Origin of the sequence: Nocardia coffeae (assembly GCF_019890715.1) — a bacterium.
Taxonomy (GTDB): Bacteria; Actinomycetota; Actinomycetes; order Mycobacteriales; family Mycobacteriaceae; genus Nocardia; species Nocardia jiangxiensis.
The window spans coordinates 226,111-240,316 of sequence record NZ_JAINZY010000001.1; the positions used below are offsets into that span (position 1 = coordinate 226,111).

Below are 14,206 nucleotides of genomic sequence, written 5' to 3' on the forward strand. Positions count from 1 at the left end.
TTTACACAATTGCTAGATGTGTATCTAGTGAATACAACTTATGATGAGTTGTCAATGACAGAGTCACAAGAGGAGCTGATGTACGATGACCACCGTGGCTGAAGCGCCGAATTTTCAGAGCGAGATGCGCCTGCTCCTGCGCGAACGAGCCCTGGACGCCGCCCGGGAGGTGGTCTGCACCGAGGGCTGGGGGGCGGTGAACATGTCCCGCATCGCCAAGGACGTGGGAATCAGCCGCCCGGTGCTCTACAAGGAGATCGGCACCCGCCAGGCCCTGGCCGACGCGCTGATCGAACGCGAACTCGGCACCTTCCTGAGCGGCATCGTCGACACCCTCGCCGAGCATCCGGCCGACCCGATCAGCGGCATGACCAGCGCAGCGGACTACACCCTGCGCACCGGCGCGGACAACACCCTGCTCAAGGCCGTCCTGTCCGGTCGGCACAGTGGCGACACCACCCTGCTGCCCGCCCTGGTCACCGAACCCGAGCCGGTCCTGGGCCGCGCGCTCACCGCACTCATCGCCGCGATGCGCGAGCGCTACGAACTCCCCACCCTCTCCGACGACGACCTGGCCACACTGATCGAAATCCTCGTCCGCCTCACCCTGAGCCACCTGTTCCAGCCGATCGGGCCGATCGATCACGCGGTCACCCAGGTCGCCCTCGTGATCACCCGGGTCTTCACAGCCATGTCCGCCTGACCTCGTTATTTCACGTCGGCGCACGCGCCTGCCCTACCTGACGCTGGTGATCGGCGCGCCCTGCCAACGCCCCTGCCCCGGCACCGACTCCGCCGCCATGACCAGCGATGCCGCGCCGACGGTCGCCGCTTCACCGATCGTGCTGCCGGGCAGCATGATGCTGTGCGGTCCCAGGGTCGCGGCGCGATCCAGGTGCACCCGGTCCAGCCGCATCACCCGGTCATGGAACAGGTGCGTCTGCAGCACGCAGCCGCGGTTCACGCTGACCCCGGACGCGACCTCGACGAGATCGGGCTCCGGCAGGCTGTACGCCTCACACCACACGCCACGCCCCAACCGCGCACCCAGGCTGCGCAGCCACCAGTTCAACGTCGGCGTCCCGATCGCCGGTGTCACCAGCCACGGCACCGCGAGCATCTCCACGAAGACGTCGTAGAGCTCCTTGCGCCAGACGAACGAACTCCACAGCGGATGGCGAGCGGACGAAAAACGCCCGATCAGAACCCATTTCGCCAAGGTCGTCGACGCACCGGCGACCACTCCCGCGACGAAGAGCACCCCGCCACCGGCCAGCACCGCCAGCCACACCCCGTCCTCGTCCCAGACGAAGACGAAGGCCCCGAACGTGGCCAGCCCGAGCAACTCGGCGAAGACGAACGGCACCACCCGGCACAGCTCGACCAGCGCCCGCGCCAGGACCAGCGCCCGCCGCGGCGCGAACGTGCGCGCGGGATCGGGCTGCTCGGCGTTGCGCCGCAACCGGATCGGCGGGCGGCCCAGCCAGGACGTCCCTTCCGGCACCTCGTCCGGGGTATCGGAGAGCACCCCGATCAGCGCGTTGTCGCCCACCGCTTTACCAGGGCCGACGATCCCCGAATTCCCCACGAACCCACGGGCTCCGACCCGCGAACGCCCCAGCCGCATCCAGCCGCCGCGCAGCTCGTACGGTGCGACGAGCACGTCGTCCGCGAGGAACGCCGAGTCCGCGACCCGCAGCAGTTGCGGCAGCGCCTGCACGGTGGACAGCTCGACCGACCGACCGATCCTGGCTCCGAGCGCACGCAGCCAGATCGGCGTGAACAGGCTGACGTACAACGGAAACAGCTTCTTGTGAGAGGTTTCCAGCAGTTCGTGGACGAACAACGCCGCCCACCCCGCCGCGCTGAACATCGGATGGGTCCCCGGCCGCAGTGCCCGTCCCGCCAGCCGGACCATCACGACGGTGGCCGACGCCTGGCAGAGCAGGCCCAGCACGACCATGACCGGCAACCACACCACGAGCCGGACCGCGGCGTCGGATGCCGAGGCGTCAGCGGGGATGACCACGAACCCCAGCAGCACGACCGGAATCGCGGCCATGGCACCCACCAGTTCGCGCAGCCCGGGCGCCAGCATGAAGGCCAGCAGCCACCGACGCGGGCGGGCGGGCCGAGTGAACGGCCATCGCACGCAACTCCCCTGCCCCGACGCCGGTGAACCGACCCAGCACTGTCCGGCCGGCACCGCACCCATTACGCAACTGCCCGGGAGCACCTGCGCGCCCTCCTCGATCTCGGTATCCGGCATCACCGTGCTTCGTGACCCCACTCGGGCACCCGCGCCGACGTGCACCGAGCCCACGCGGAGCAGATCGCCGTCGAGCCACCAGCCCGCCAGATCGACCCTCGGTTCGACGGCAGCTCCCGTGCCGATGGTCGCCAGCCCGGTGACGGGCGGCAGAGCATGCAGGTCGACGTCCTTGCCGACATGGCATCCGAGCAGCCGGGCGTACTGGACGGCCAGCGGCGTGCCGACGATCGAAGCGAGCCCGAACGAGGCGACCAGCCGCTCGGCGGCCCACAGCCGCAGATGAGTCCGGCCGCCTCGCCGGTAGCTGCCCGGTGTGATCCGGCCCCGCACGACCCGCGCGCCCAGCCCGGCGACCAGCACCCTGCCGGGCGGGGCGGACAGCACCAACAGGGCGGGTACCAGCACCGACCACGGCAGCCGGGGCAGCCAGCTCTCCGGTTCGACGATCGAGTACACGTTGCCGATCAGCGCCACCGCCACGACCCACCGCACACCCGAAACGGCAAGGAGCAGTAGCTGAATCACGGTCTGGACCGCGCGGGTCCACAACGGGATCGGCGACACCGTGCGGCACGGCCGCTGCGACTGGTCCGCGCAGACCAGCCGCAGGCGCAGCGCCGCCGGGGTCGGGTACCGGTACACGTCCGCCACGGATACCTCCGGATACCGCTCGCGCAGCATCGACACCAGCCGCGCCGCGGTCAGACTGGTGCCGCCCAGGTCGAAGAAATCACCGTACGCATCGGCCTCGGTGCCCAGCATGTCGTGCCACAACCCGCAGAGCCAGGCGGTCGTCTCATCCGTATCGGCCGGTTGCCCGCCCGGATCGGCGGGCAGCGGCCACGGCAGTGCCGCACGATCCACTTTGCCCGACGCCCGGGTGGGGAACTCGGACAGCAGAGCGAGCCGAGGCACCAACGCCGCCGGCAGACGCTCGCGCAGAATCCGTAGCGCGCCGTCCCGGTCGAACCGCTGCGGGTCACCGTCGGCCGGAACGACGTAGCCGACAAGCACATCGCACCTGGCCGCGGTGTGTTTGACCAGCGTGATCGCCGCCACCACCGAGGGCAGATCCAACAGCGCGTCCTCGATCTCCCCGAGTTCGATCCGGCGGCCACCGATCTTGACCTGGTCGTCGCGGCGGCCGACGAATTCGAGGCCCTCGCGATGAGCTCGCACCAGATCGCCGCTGCGATAGGCCCGTGCCCAGCCCAGCGTGGGCAGCGGTGCGAACTTCTCCGCATCCCGCGCGGGATCCAGATAGCGACCCAGACCGACACCGCCGACGACCAGCTCACCGACCTCCCCCCAGCGAACGGGCCGCTCGTCCTCGCCGACCACGGCCAACTGCCAGCCGTCCAGCGGCAGTCCGATCCGCACCGGCTCGCCGTCGCGCAGCCGGGCCGCGCAGCTCACCACGGTGGCCTCCGTCGGCCCGTAGGTGTTCCAGACCTCGCGATCGTCATCGGCGAAGCGCCGCACCACTTCTGGCGGGCAGGGTTCGCCGCCGACGATCAGCAGCCGCACCCCGGCGAGCATCTCCGGCGACCACAGGGCGGCCAGACTGGGCACCGTGGACACCACGGTGATCCGTCGCCGCACGAGCCACGGGCCGAGATCCGCCCCGGTGCGCACCAGCGACCGCGACACCGGGACCAGACAGGCGCCGTGCCGCCAGGCCAGCCACATCTCCTCGCAGGAGGCGTCGAACGCCACCGAGAGCCCCGCCAGCACCCGGTCCCCGGGACCGATCGGCGCGTCGCGCAGGAACAACCGGGCCTCGGCATCCGCGAAAGCCGCGGCCGAGCGATGACTCACCGCGACCGCCTTGGCCTTCCCGGTGGAACCGGAGGTGAAGATGATCCACGCGTCGTCACCGGGTTCGAGCTCGCGGACAGAACAGACCCGCTCGGTGAGCTCCCGCACCGTGATACCGCCGTCCGCGCCGAGCACGGCCCGCACGCCCGCCTCCTGCCAGATCAGCTCGGCGCGTTCATCCGGATCGTCGGCATCCACCGGCACGTACGCCGCACCCGCCGCCAGCACGGTCAGGATCGCCACATACAGCTCGGTCGAACCGGACGCCATCCGCACGCCGACCCGATCACCGACCTGGATCCCCCGCATCCGCAGCGCACCGGCCCCCGCACGCACGACGCGATCGAGGCGCCGATACGACAGCCGATGTTCCCCGTCATCGATCGCCATCTCGTCCGGCCAGGCGCACACCGAGTGGTTCAGCACATCGAGCAGAGTCGTGGACCTCGGCACCGACCTACCGGGGTAAACCGCTGCATCGGAAGTTGAGATAGGCGTGTCGACTGTCACCGCGAAACCTTTCCGTGGCGACAAGTCGGCCACAAATCGGGTTCCACCACATTTTATCCACGGTCCCACCAGGGAATACAGGGAAGAAAGCACCCGTGCGGCGGCCTTTCGCCCCCGAGGTCGCAGGAACGCGGACGCAGCCCGGACCATGAGCGGTCCGGGCTACGTGGATGTGCGGTGCGTCAGCGGCGGGCGGCCAGCACGAGGGCGAAGCGATCGTCCGGGTCGGTCCAGATGCGCTCGGTGTCGAAACCCGCGGTGTCCAGTTCCGCGGCGAGTCCCTCGCGGCGGAATTTCGCGGAGATCTCGGTGCGCATCTGCTCACCCTTCGCGAAGTGGACGGTGAGGTCCAGGTCGGGGACGGTGACGGTCATGTCCCGGGTGGCTTCCAGGCGCATCTCGATCCACTCGTTCCGCGCGTCCCACACCGCGACGTGGGTGAAGGCGTCGGGGGCGAAATCGGCGCGCAGGCGAGAGTTCAACACGTGCAGGACATTTCGGTTGAATTCGGCGGTGACTCCGGCGGCGTCGTCGTAGGCGGGGACGAGGACGGCGGGGTCGATGACCAGGCCCGCGCCGAGCAGCAGCTGCTCCCCCGGTTCCAGGACCGCGGCGACACCGGCGAGGAATTCCGCGCGCTCGGCGGGGATCAGATTGCCGATCGTGCCGCCGAGGAAGGCGATCATGCGGCGGCCCCCGCGCGGCAGGTTGTGCAGCGTGTCGGTGAAATCGCTGACCACGCCGTGCACGGCCAGGCCCGGGAATTCCGCACCGACCTGCTCGGCCGCACCGCGTAGCGCCGACTCCGAGACATCCTGGGGCACATATGTTTTCAGCGGTCCAGCCGCGCCGAGGGCGGACAGCAGCAGGCGGGTCTTGGCTGCGGACCCGGCGCCGAGTTCCACCAGGACCTCGGCCTGCGCGAGCTGTGCGATCTCCCCGACGACGCGTTCGAGCAACGCACGCTCGGTGCGGGTCGGGTAGTACTCGGGCAGACGGGTGATCTCCTCGAACAGCTCGCTGCCGCGGGCATCGTAGAACCACTTGGGCGGCAAGGTCTTCGGATCCGAGGTCAGCCCGCGTCGCGCGTCCGAGCGCAACGCCTCGGTGAGATCGGCATCGGTGAGGTGAATTTCCAGCGTAGGTGCGGTCATCACAGCGCCCTTTCGGAATCTTCGGTATCGAGCGGAACGATCGACAGGTGGCCGGGACGCAGCGTCACCAGCTGCCGGTCCGCGACCGCCCGCCAGCGCGGATCGTCGTCGTACGGTTCGGAGGCCACCACCGCCGTCTCCTCGGTGACCAGCACCGACAACGCATGGTGAACGGTTGTGGCCCAGAGTGTTTCGCCATCGCCCAGCAGCAGGTTCAGGCGCGATTCGGGCGAGAGGTCCAGTACGGCCCGGATCACCCGCGGCAGCACCGCGGCCGGATCCGCGACCGACGAACCGAATTCGCCCGCATCGCCGGACTTCTCCAGCAGATCACGCACGATCACCCACAATGTCGCCGCATCCGTGCGTGATTCGGCCTCGATCAACGACGGCGTGCCGAATTCCGCGGCCAGCCGGGTGAGCACCGGCTGCCAGTCCGGTATCCGCCCGTTGTGGCTGAACGCCCAGCGCCCACCGGTGAACGGCGCGCACGCATTGCGTTCCACCGACAGCGAATTGGTGGCCGAGCGGACCGCACCCAGCACCGCGGTCGAATTCAGTTGCGGCAGTACTTCTTCCACGGCCGGATCGGTCCAGATCGCCGAAGAGTTGCGATACCGGCTCACCTCGCCGCCGGGCAGCCACCAGGCCACCCCGAAACCGTCGGCGTTGATGGTGCCGCCGCCGCGCATGTCGTGCGGGGCCCATGCCTGCGTGTACAGCGAATGCGCACCGCGCGTGAGGATCTCGCCGACCGGTGCGAGCGGACCGAGATATCCCAGATGACGGCACATCAGCGTTCCACCGCTCGCAGATCGCGGGCGAGCCGGAACCCGGAGAAGATCTGCCGCCGAATCGGGTGATCCCAGTTGCGGAACGTGCCGCGACACGCGACCTGATCGGTGCCGAAACTCCCGCCGCGAAGCACCCGGTAATCCCCGCCGAAGAACACCTGCGAGTACTCCGGATACGGGAACATCTCGAAACCCGGATACGGCTCGAACCCCGAGGAGGTCCACTCCCACACATCCCCGATCAGCTGATGCACCCCGGACGGTGACGCCCCCGCCGGATACGCGCCCACCTCCGCCGGTTCGAGATGCCGCTGACCGAGATTGGCGGTGGTCTCATCGGGATCCGCATCGCCCCACGGATATCGGCGCGAGCGCCCGGTGGCCGGATCGAACCGGGCCGCCTTCTCCCATTCCGCCTCGGTGGGCAGCCGCTTGTCGGCCCAGGTGGCATACGCCTGCGCCTCGAACCAGCACACGTGCACCACCGGCTGCTGCGGACGCAACGGCGTCATCGTGCCGAAAACCCTTCGCCACCAGGTATTCCCACCGTCACACTCCCAGAACTGCGGCGCGGTCAGATCCGCCCGGACCCGATGCGCCCAGCCCTGCTCGGACCACAGCTCCGGACGACGGTAACCGCCGTCGGAGATGAACTCCAGATATTGCGCATTGGTCACCGGCGCGGCATCGATCGCGAACCCGGGCATTCGCACAGGGTGGGCGGGCCGTTCGTTGTCCAGCGCCCACGGATCGGTCGAGGTGCCCATTGTGAATTCCCCTGCGGGAAAGATGATCTCGCCCGACACCGGAACCGCGGCGGTGGGCGCGGGCGAGCCCGGGAGCACCGCGCCACCGGCGCGCAGTTGATGGGTGGCCAGCATCGTCTCGTCGTGCTGCTGTTCGTGCTGGGCGATCATGCCGAAAGCGAAACCGCCGGAGATCAGTCGATCACCACGTAGATCACTGTCCGCCAGCACGTCCCACACCTTCGCGCGCACCGCACCGGTGTAGTCGCGGGCCTCGGCGGGATCCAGCAGCGGCAGGGCGGGACGGTCGGCGCGCGGATGCCGGAACGCGTCGTACAGCTGATCGATATCGGCGCGCACCGGCTCCCGCCCGCCGACATCGCGCACCAGCCACAGCTCCTCCTGATTGCCGATATGTGCCAGATCCCACACCAGTGGGCTCATCAGCCGCGAATGCTGGGCCACCAGCTCGGCCTCGTCGACGCAGTCGGTGAGCCCGGCGGTACGCTCGCGCGCCCTGGTGAGCACCCGGGCGATCTGCTCGCGTGATCGTTCGGTTTCGGCGTGGTCGGTTCCGGAAAGATGAACGGTCATGAAAGAACTCCGAGAGTGAGGTGAATGACGACGCGACAGCGGCGCGCGAGCGGGTTCAGCGCGCGGTGGGCATGAGTCCGGCACGACATCGGCGCACCGCGGCGTGCACCGTATCGGCCGCTTCGGGAGCTGCGGCGGCAGCGGCGATTTCCAGCAGATCCACTGCGACCGAACGAATTTCGGGATCGGTCAGACCACAGCGGGCGGCCTCGAGCCAGCAGTCCGCCACCGGCGCGGCCGCGCGGGTCGCCGCGGCGACCACCTCCGGCGCGGACATGAGCGCTTCGATCACGTGGATCGGCACCGACCAGTCCTGGCCGGGCTGCGCGTCGATATAGCGCACCTCGAGATATCCCGAGGCCCGCACCGGCGGGAACATCGTGGTCAGGTGATAGTCCAGGTCGGCGGCGTCGGGGCGGCGGCCGATCTCGTCGTCGAGAGCGCCGCACAGCCAATCCGCGAAGGTCGCGCCGGGCGGGGCCGCCCAGTCGTCCTCATGGTCGGACCGGCGCACGCACAGCAGCGGGACATCCAGCACCCAGCGGGCGTACGCGGTGATCGGATCGGGCCAGTCCAGCACGGGCGGCCTGGTCCGGGCGTGGTCCAGGCGCAGCCAGGCGCGCATTCGCTGGGAAGCCCACGAACCGGCCGGGGCATCGTGCAGATCCGGTGAGCAGGCGAAGGCGGCCAGCAGGGCCGGGCCGACGGTGTTCAGTGCGGTCCACCGCGCCGCGATCTCGGCGTGATCGGCCCCCGCATCGACGCTGACCTGCGTTGCCGCGGTGTTGCACATCATGAGCTTGCCGAACGGGCCGATTCCGGCGAAGGAGCGCTCCATGGCCCGATAGCGCGGGGACTGCAGCACTCGCCGCGGCGGACGGATGCCGTCGGCCGCGGCGGAGAACGTTCGGATGGAACGGGATTCGAGCAATCGTTCGAGATGGCGGGCATCGGCCCGCAGGCTCGCACACAATTCGGCGGCTGATTCGAACGGAGCACTGGAGAGTTCGACCTGCCCACCGGGTTCGACGGTGACCCGGCTGCCTCCAGGCAGGGGTAGAGCGGGAGATTCAGGCGAAATCGTGGACGGCGCGTACGGCCCCAATGCCTCCGCGAGCGCCGTCGGCTCGGGACGCGGGGCGGGCGCCGAACACTCACCGGATTCGGTGAGCCACTCGAGCTCGGCGCCGATCAGACAGGGTGGCCCCTGTTTGAAACAGACGCCGCCGACATACGCCTCGGCCGCGGCGCGTGAGGTCAAATTGCCCCCCGCTCCGACCGCGGCCCGGACCGCCGTGACTGCCATGTCAACCTCCGCTCCGCCGCGGGCGCTACTCGCGCCGCGGCAGCCGTGCTGCTCCTAGCTGTGTCGCCCGGCGGCTCGTCCGGCCGGGCGGACCTGAACCGGCCACCCGGGGGAACTCGATTCCGCCGACCCGGACCAGAGTAGCGGCGGCTACCGACAAGAAATCTGACGAAACGATAACGGTGCGTTATCACCACGCCCGACCAGCGCGAATCGCCCCGAACCGACCTCGGCGCGAGCACGGATCCGCCGCGCGGCGCGTGCGACACCCGCGTTCGCCGCGCCGGATTCGGCGAGTTGGCCGCACACGCGATGCCCGGCATCTTCTATCGTCGATTGGGTGCTCGATCTGACTCGCCTTCGCGCCGACATCCCGGCCTACGACAACGTCACCTGGCCGACACCGGTATTTCTGGACAGTGCCGGATCGTCGCTGCCGCCCCGGCCGGTCCTGGACGCGGTGACCGGACATCTACGCCGGGAGACCGAGATCGGCGGCTACCGCGCCGCGAACGAGCGCCTGGACGATCTGGAATCGGTCAAGACCGCGATCGGCACGCTGATCAACGCCGACCCGTCGGGTATCGCGTTGAGCGACAGCGCGACCCGGGCCTGGTCCGATTTCTTCTACGCGGTGCCGCTCGCGCCCGGCGACCGCATCCTGATCTCCGAGGCCGACTACGCCAGCAACGCCATCGCGACGCTGCAACGCGCACAGGCCACCGGCGCGGTGGTCGAGCAGATCCCCAGCGACGAGGCCGGTCAACTCGACCTGGATGCCCTGGCCGCGATGCTCGACGAACGCGTGAAACTGGTGTCGCTGGTGCACGCGCCCACCAACGGCGGCCTGGTCAACCCGGTCGGCGAGGCGGCCCGGATCGCGCACCGGGTGGATGCGCTGGTCCTGCTGGACGCCTGCCAGTCCGCCGGTCAGCTCCCGCTGGACGTGGCCGAACTCGATGTCGACGCGATGTCGGCGACCGGCCGCAAATGGTTGCGCGGCCCGCGCGGCACCGGATTCCTGTACGTGCGACCGGAATTGGCCGCGACCATGGAACCGACCCGCTTGGACCTGCACAGCGCCGCGTGGGTGGGACCGCGCGAGTACCGCCTGGCCGCCGACGCCAGCCGCTTCGAATTCTGGGAGTGCGACGTCGCCGCGCGTCTGGGCCTGGGCGCGGCCGTGCGCTATCTGCTGGACCACGGACCCGACGAGGTCTACGCCGCGATCGCGGCCAACGCCCAGCAGTTGCGCAAAACCCTCGCGGAGATTCCCGAGGTGACCGTCCGCGATCTGGGCGCCCGGCACAGCGGCATCGTCTCGTTCACCATCGACGGCTGGATTCCGGTGGACATCCGCGATCGGCTACTGGCGCAGGACATCACCGTCACCGTGAGCCATCGCGGATCCACGCTGCTGGACATGTCCGCGCGCCGGTTGGACTCGGTGGTGCGCGCCTCGCCGCACTGCTTCGTCAGCCCCGACGAGCTGGAGCGTTTCACCGAGGCCGTGACCGGGCTTGCCACCGGCCGATGAGCCGGGTGCGGGCCGGTCAGTGCACCGGCGCGTCGAGCGGGTAGCGGGCGGGCAGATGGCTGCGGTCGCCGACGTGGAAGGCCAGGATCAGATCGTCGGCGACCTGGACCAACTCGTCGCGTCCCTCCACCCGGCCGGCCATGTCCAGCGGCAACGCGGACAGTCCGTGCGCCGCGCCGATCAGATTTCCCGCGACCGCGCCGGTGGAGTCCGAGTCACCGGAGTGGTTCACCGAAAGCAGCAGTGCCGCACGGGGATCCGCGGTCCGATCGGCGATCAGCGCGCAGTACACCGCGATCGCGAGGCATTCCTCCGCGATCCATCCCGCGCCGACCTGTTCGACGCGATCGGCCGTGGCCTCGCCCTCCTCGGCGGTGCCGACCGCGCGCTGCAGCGCCGCGACGGTCTCCTCCGCGCCGGGACCGCCGGTGATCTGAGCGATGCTCTGCTGCACCGCATCTCGCAGCGGGATTCCCGCCACCACGCGATCGATCAGCGCGGCGAAGATGCCCGCCGACAGATAGCCGGTCGGGTGGCCGTGCGTGAGCTGAGCGCAGCGCGCGGCCATGGCGAACGCGACATCGGGACCCAGGCGGGCCAGCCCGAACGGCGCGGACCGCACCACCGTCCCGCACCCCTTGGAGTCGGGGTTGACCGGACCCGGCACACCCAGTTGATGCGGTTCGCAGTACTGCTCCTGCTGCCGATTCAGTCCGCTCATGCACGCGTTCCCGGGTGAGCGCCGGGCGTAGAGGAACGGCCGGCTCGACAGCCAGCCGTCGGGCACGGGATCCGGGTCGTCCTGCCGCTGGGTCCGCAGCCAGCGCAGATAGGCCCGCTGCAACGCCGGGGCCGGATCGGTGCCCGGCGCCAGCCGCAACAACCCCTCCGCGGTGAACAGTGTCATCTGGGTGTCATCGGTGATCTGCTGCGGCGCGTCGGAAACGCGACCGGGCAGAAAATCCGTCACGCCGTCCGGACCGTGGAATTCACGGATCGCGTCCAGCTCGTAGAACTCGATCGGCCACCCCAGCGCGTCACCGATAGCCCCACCGAGCAGTGACCCACGGACCCGATCCACCAGTTTCGTGTACTCCTGCACACATCCGATCATGGCAGCCCGCCGACGATCTCACTCGAGCAGACCTCAATCCGGGCCTCGCACAACGCAATCGGCGTTGGTATGTACCTCAGTGCACCTGGTTCTGCGCGGCTTCCAGGCCCACTCGGAGCAGCAATTCCACTGCGTCCGCCGCTTGTTCGACGATGACGGGCAGTTCCTTGCGCTCGACGCTCGAGAACGGTTTGAGAACGTAGTCGGCCGGATCCTGGCGGCCGGGCGGGCGGCCGATGCCGAATCGGACGCGCAGATAGTCCTTGGTGGTGAGGGCATTGGAGACCGACCGCAGGCCGTTGTGGCCGCCCTCACCGCCGCCGCGTTTGAGGCGGACGGTGCCGAACTCGAGATCCAGTTCGTCGTGCACGACGATCACCTCGGTCGGCGGAATGGAGAAGAAGCGGGCCAGCGCGGCGACCGGACGGCCGGAGACGTTCATGAACGAACGCGGCTTGGCCACCAGCACCTTGCGCCCGTCCAGACGCGCCTCGAGCAGGTCCGCGCCGGACTTCTTGTGCACGGTGAAACGGCCGCCGACGCGCCCAGCCAGCACGTCGGCGACCATGAAACCCGCATTGTGCCTGGTGCGCTCGTATTCGGATCCGGGATTACCCAGGCCGATCACGAGCGCGGGTCCCGTCGGACGCTCCGTATCGGACGTCATTCTCTCGGGCATCTCAGGCATTCGACTCGGTCAGGAAAACCGTTGGGCAGCAGCCTTACTCGGCGGCTTCGCCCTCGGCCTCACCCTCGGCTTCCCCCTCGGCCTCGGCGGCCGGCGCGACGATGATGTTCACGATCAGCGTCTCGGCATCGGCGGCCAGGGTGACGCCCTTGGGCAGCGTGATGTCGGCAGCGGTGATCTGGGTACCCGCCTCGACGCCCTCGACCGAAACCTCGATCTGCTCCGGAATGTTCAACGCGTCGGCCTCGACCGACAGGGTGGTCGACTCCTGGGTGACCAGGGTGCCGGGGGCCGCGTCACCGACCAGGGTGACGTGCACGTCGGTGACGACCTTCTCGCCGCGCTTGACGATCAGCAGGTCGGCGTGCTCGATGTACCGACGGATCGGGTGCACGACAACGGACTTGGTCAGCGCGAACTGCTTGGTGCCCTCGATCTCCAGGTTCACCACGGCGTTGGTGCCCTGCTCACGCAGGATGGCGGCGAAGGCCTGGGCGTTGATGGCCAGATGCTTGGGAGCCTCACCGTGGCCGTACAGCACGGCCGGAACGTTGCCGTCGCGGCGGGTGCGGCGCGCGGCGCCCTTGCCGAATTCGGTACGTACGGTGGCTTCGAGAAGGCTGGTGTCGGACATGAGGGGAAGTTCTCCTACGGCTTTCCGGGGCGGGTGTACCTATCTGGCCAGGGACTGCCCTGGCAAAGGGTCTGCTCGTCGGGCGAAAGAACGAACGAGAACGGCGGAAAAGCCGAGCCGCGTCGATCACGGTGTGTGCACATCTGTGCCTCACACCCTCGCCGAGACAACCCGAAGAGAATAACACGCACGACGGAGCACCCCGAACCGGACCCCGCGCCATGAACGGTGCTCACATCCGCACGCCGACCGGCGCACCGTGCCTCCGCCACCCTACCGTCCCGAGCGCCGATGTACAGGGGTTCGAATCCTTCGAATCGAATCCCCGCAACGTCACGCCCGGGCACCTGCGCCGTTGTCGGAGAAGACGGTTCACTGCCGCGAGGCAGCCTCGAACCGCTTCGCGTAGTGATCGACATAGCGACGCCCCGACCGCTGCACCAACTCGGCCATCAGCGCATCGGTCGCACCGCGCACCCCGTCCCGGTCCGCGGGCCGGAAATACCGCGGCGCACCGAAACCGATCCGCACCCTGGCGAACCGCCAACCGCGCCGCCCCATCGGATTCACCCGATCGGTCCCCGAGAGCACCACCGGAATCACCGGCGCACCGGTCCGCATGGCCACCCGGATCACACCGGTGCGCCCGCGATACACCCGCCCGTCGGGCGAGCGGGTGCCTTCCGGATAGATCCCCCACACTCCACCGTCGTCGAGAATGCGCACCGCCGCCAACGCCGGAGCCGACGATCGCATCGCGGGCACCGGTGAGAACGTGCGGCAGCGGGCCGTGCCGATCTACCGGCTGTGGGCGGATCTGGTGCATGCCTGCGCACCGGATCGATCGGGCGAGCGGGCGCTGGGACTGTGGACGAATCTGCACGGTATCGCGACCGTCGTCGCCAATCGCAGTATCGAATTGATCGCCCCGCAGGCCGATATCGAGGAATTGGTCCGGACCGCGATAGCGCGATACCTGGATTGAGCCGGACCGGTATCGACCCGGCTTCGTTCTTCTCGTGGTGCGCTCCCGGTCATC

At 69.1% G+C, this 14,206-nt stretch carries 12 protein-coding genes; 3 read left to right on the forward strand and 9 right to left on the reverse strand.

Features of this window, described 5'->3' with window-relative positions; genetic code table 11:
- Positions 1-85 precede the first annotated feature (85 nt).
- Positions 86-703, forward strand: coding sequence for a TetR/AcrR family transcriptional regulator (locus tag K7711_RS01060; RefSeq protein WP_235746503.1), 618 nt, complete (start codon positions 86-88; stop codon positions 701-703).
- Positions 704-736: 33 nt separating this feature from the next.
- On the opposite strand, the gene K7711_RS01065 is transcribed toward K7711_RS01060, so the two are convergent.
- The 5 genes from K7711_RS01065 to egtA form a co-directional block, all read right to left on the reverse strand.
- Positions 737-4,543, reverse strand: coding sequence for a Pls/PosA family non-ribosomal peptide synthetase (locus tag K7711_RS01065; protein ID WP_308014384.1), 3,807 nt, complete (start codon positions 4,541-4,543; stop codon positions 737-739).
- Between the two features lie 239 nt (positions 4,544-4,782).
- Complete coding sequence (gene egtD, locus K7711_RS01070; RefSeq protein ID WP_222964034.1) at positions 4,783-5,754, reverse strand: L-histidine N(alpha)-methyltransferase; 972 nt, start codon at positions 5,752-5,754, stop codon at positions 4,783-4,785.
- The gene (gene egtC / locus K7711_RS01075) at positions 5,754-6,548 is read right to left on the reverse strand and encodes an ergothioneine biosynthesis protein EgtC (protein ID WP_222964036.1); all 795 of its coding nucleotides are present in this window, start codon (positions 6,546-6,548) and stop codon (positions 5,754-5,756) included. The genes egtD and egtC overlap by 1 nt, the downstream gene beginning before the upstream one ends.
- Entirely contained in the window at positions 6,548-7,888 is a 1,341-nt protein-coding gene (egtB, locus tag K7711_RS01080) for an ergothioneine biosynthesis protein EgtB (RefSeq protein ID WP_222964038.1), read from the reverse strand. Before egtB ends, egtC begins: the two co-directional genes overlap by 1 nt.
- A gap of 55 nt (positions 7,889-7,943) precedes the next feature.
- Entirely contained in the window at positions 7,944-9,194 is a 1,251-nt protein-coding gene (gene egtA, locus K7711_RS01085) for an ergothioneine biosynthesis glutamate--cysteine ligase EgtA (protein ID WP_222964040.1), read from the reverse strand.
- Positions 9,195-9,534: 340 nt separating this feature from the next.
- Between egtA and K7711_RS01090 the strand changes: the two genes are divergently transcribed.
- Positions 9,535-10,731, forward strand: coding sequence for an aminotransferase class V-fold PLP-dependent enzyme (locus tag K7711_RS01090; RefSeq protein ID WP_222964042.1), 1,197 nt, complete (start codon positions 9,535-9,537; stop codon positions 10,729-10,731).
- A 16-nt stretch (positions 10,732-10,747) separates the two neighbouring features.
- Here K7711_RS01090 and K7711_RS01095 read toward each other — a convergent pair whose 3' ends face one another.
- The 4 genes from K7711_RS01095 to K7711_RS01110 form a co-directional block, all read right to left on the reverse strand.
- Positions 10,748-11,833: an ADP-ribosylglycohydrolase family protein gene (locus K7711_RS01095; protein WP_222964044.1), complete on the reverse strand. Its 1,086-nt coding sequence runs from the start codon at positions 11,831-11,833 to the stop codon at positions 10,748-10,750.
- An 88-nt stretch (positions 11,834-11,921) separates the two neighbouring features.
- Positions 11,922-12,512 carry an aminoacyl-tRNA hydrolase gene (gene pth, locus K7711_RS01100; protein WP_040827941.1) on the reverse strand — a complete coding sequence of 197 codons (591 nt, stop codon included), beginning with the start codon at positions 12,510-12,512 and terminating at the stop codon, positions 11,922-11,924.
- 55 nt (positions 12,513-12,567) lie between these two features.
- On the reverse strand, positions 12,568-13,167 hold the full coding sequence (locus K7711_RS01105) for a 50S ribosomal protein L25/general stress protein Ctc (RefSeq protein WP_222964046.1): 600 nt from the start codon (positions 13,165-13,167) through the stop codon (positions 12,568-12,570).
- Between the two features lie 372 nt (positions 13,168-13,539).
- Positions 13,540-13,893: a lysophospholipid acyltransferase family protein gene (locus K7711_RS01110; protein ID WP_308014385.1), complete on the reverse strand. Its 354-nt coding sequence runs from the start codon at positions 13,891-13,893 to the stop codon at positions 13,540-13,542.
- Between K7711_RS01110 and K7711_RS01115 the strand changes: the two genes are divergently transcribed.
- Positions 13,886-14,152, forward strand: a complete 267-nt coding sequence (locus K7711_RS01115; RefSeq protein ID WP_222964050.1) for a hypothetical protein — start codon at positions 13,886-13,888, stop codon at positions 14,150-14,152. The two genes, K7711_RS01110 and K7711_RS01115, sit on opposite strands and share 8 nt — an antisense overlap.
- The last annotated feature ends 54 nt before the right edge of the window (positions 14,153-14,206 follow it).

What these genes read in the sequence shown, in the direction of transcription:
- egtA (WP_222964040.1), bottom strand. Translation starts at nt 9,194, where the DNA reads ATGGCAGTCACGGCGGTCCGGGCCGCGGTCGGAGCGGGGGGCAATTTG.
- egtB (WP_222964038.1), bottom strand. Translation starts at nt 7,888, where the DNA reads ATGACCGTTCATCTTTCCGGAACCGACCACGCCGAAACCGAACGATCA.
- K7711_RS01115 (WP_222964050.1), top strand. Translation starts at nt 13,886, where the DNA reads ATGCGCACCGCCGCCAACGCCGGAGCCGACGATCGCATCGCGGGCACC.
- K7711_RS01105 (WP_222964046.1), bottom strand. Translation starts at nt 13,167, where the DNA reads ATGTCCGACACCAGCCTTCTCGAAGCCACCGTACGTACCGAATTCGGC.
- egtC (WP_222964036.1), bottom strand. Translation starts at nt 6,548, where the DNA reads ATGTGCCGTCATCTGGGATATCTCGGTCCGCTCGCACCGGTCGGCGAG.
- K7711_RS01060 (WP_235746503.1), top strand. Translation starts at nt 86, where the DNA reads ATGACCACCGTGGCTGAAGCGCCGAATTTTCAGAGCGAGATGCGCCTG.
- pth (WP_040827941.1), bottom strand. Translation starts at nt 12,512, where the DNA reads ATGACGTCCGATACGGAGCGTCCGACGGGACCCGCGCTCGTGATCGGC.
- egtD (WP_222964034.1), bottom strand. Translation starts at nt 5,754, where the DNA reads ATGACCGCACCTACGCTGGAAATTCACCTCACCGATGCCGATCTCACC.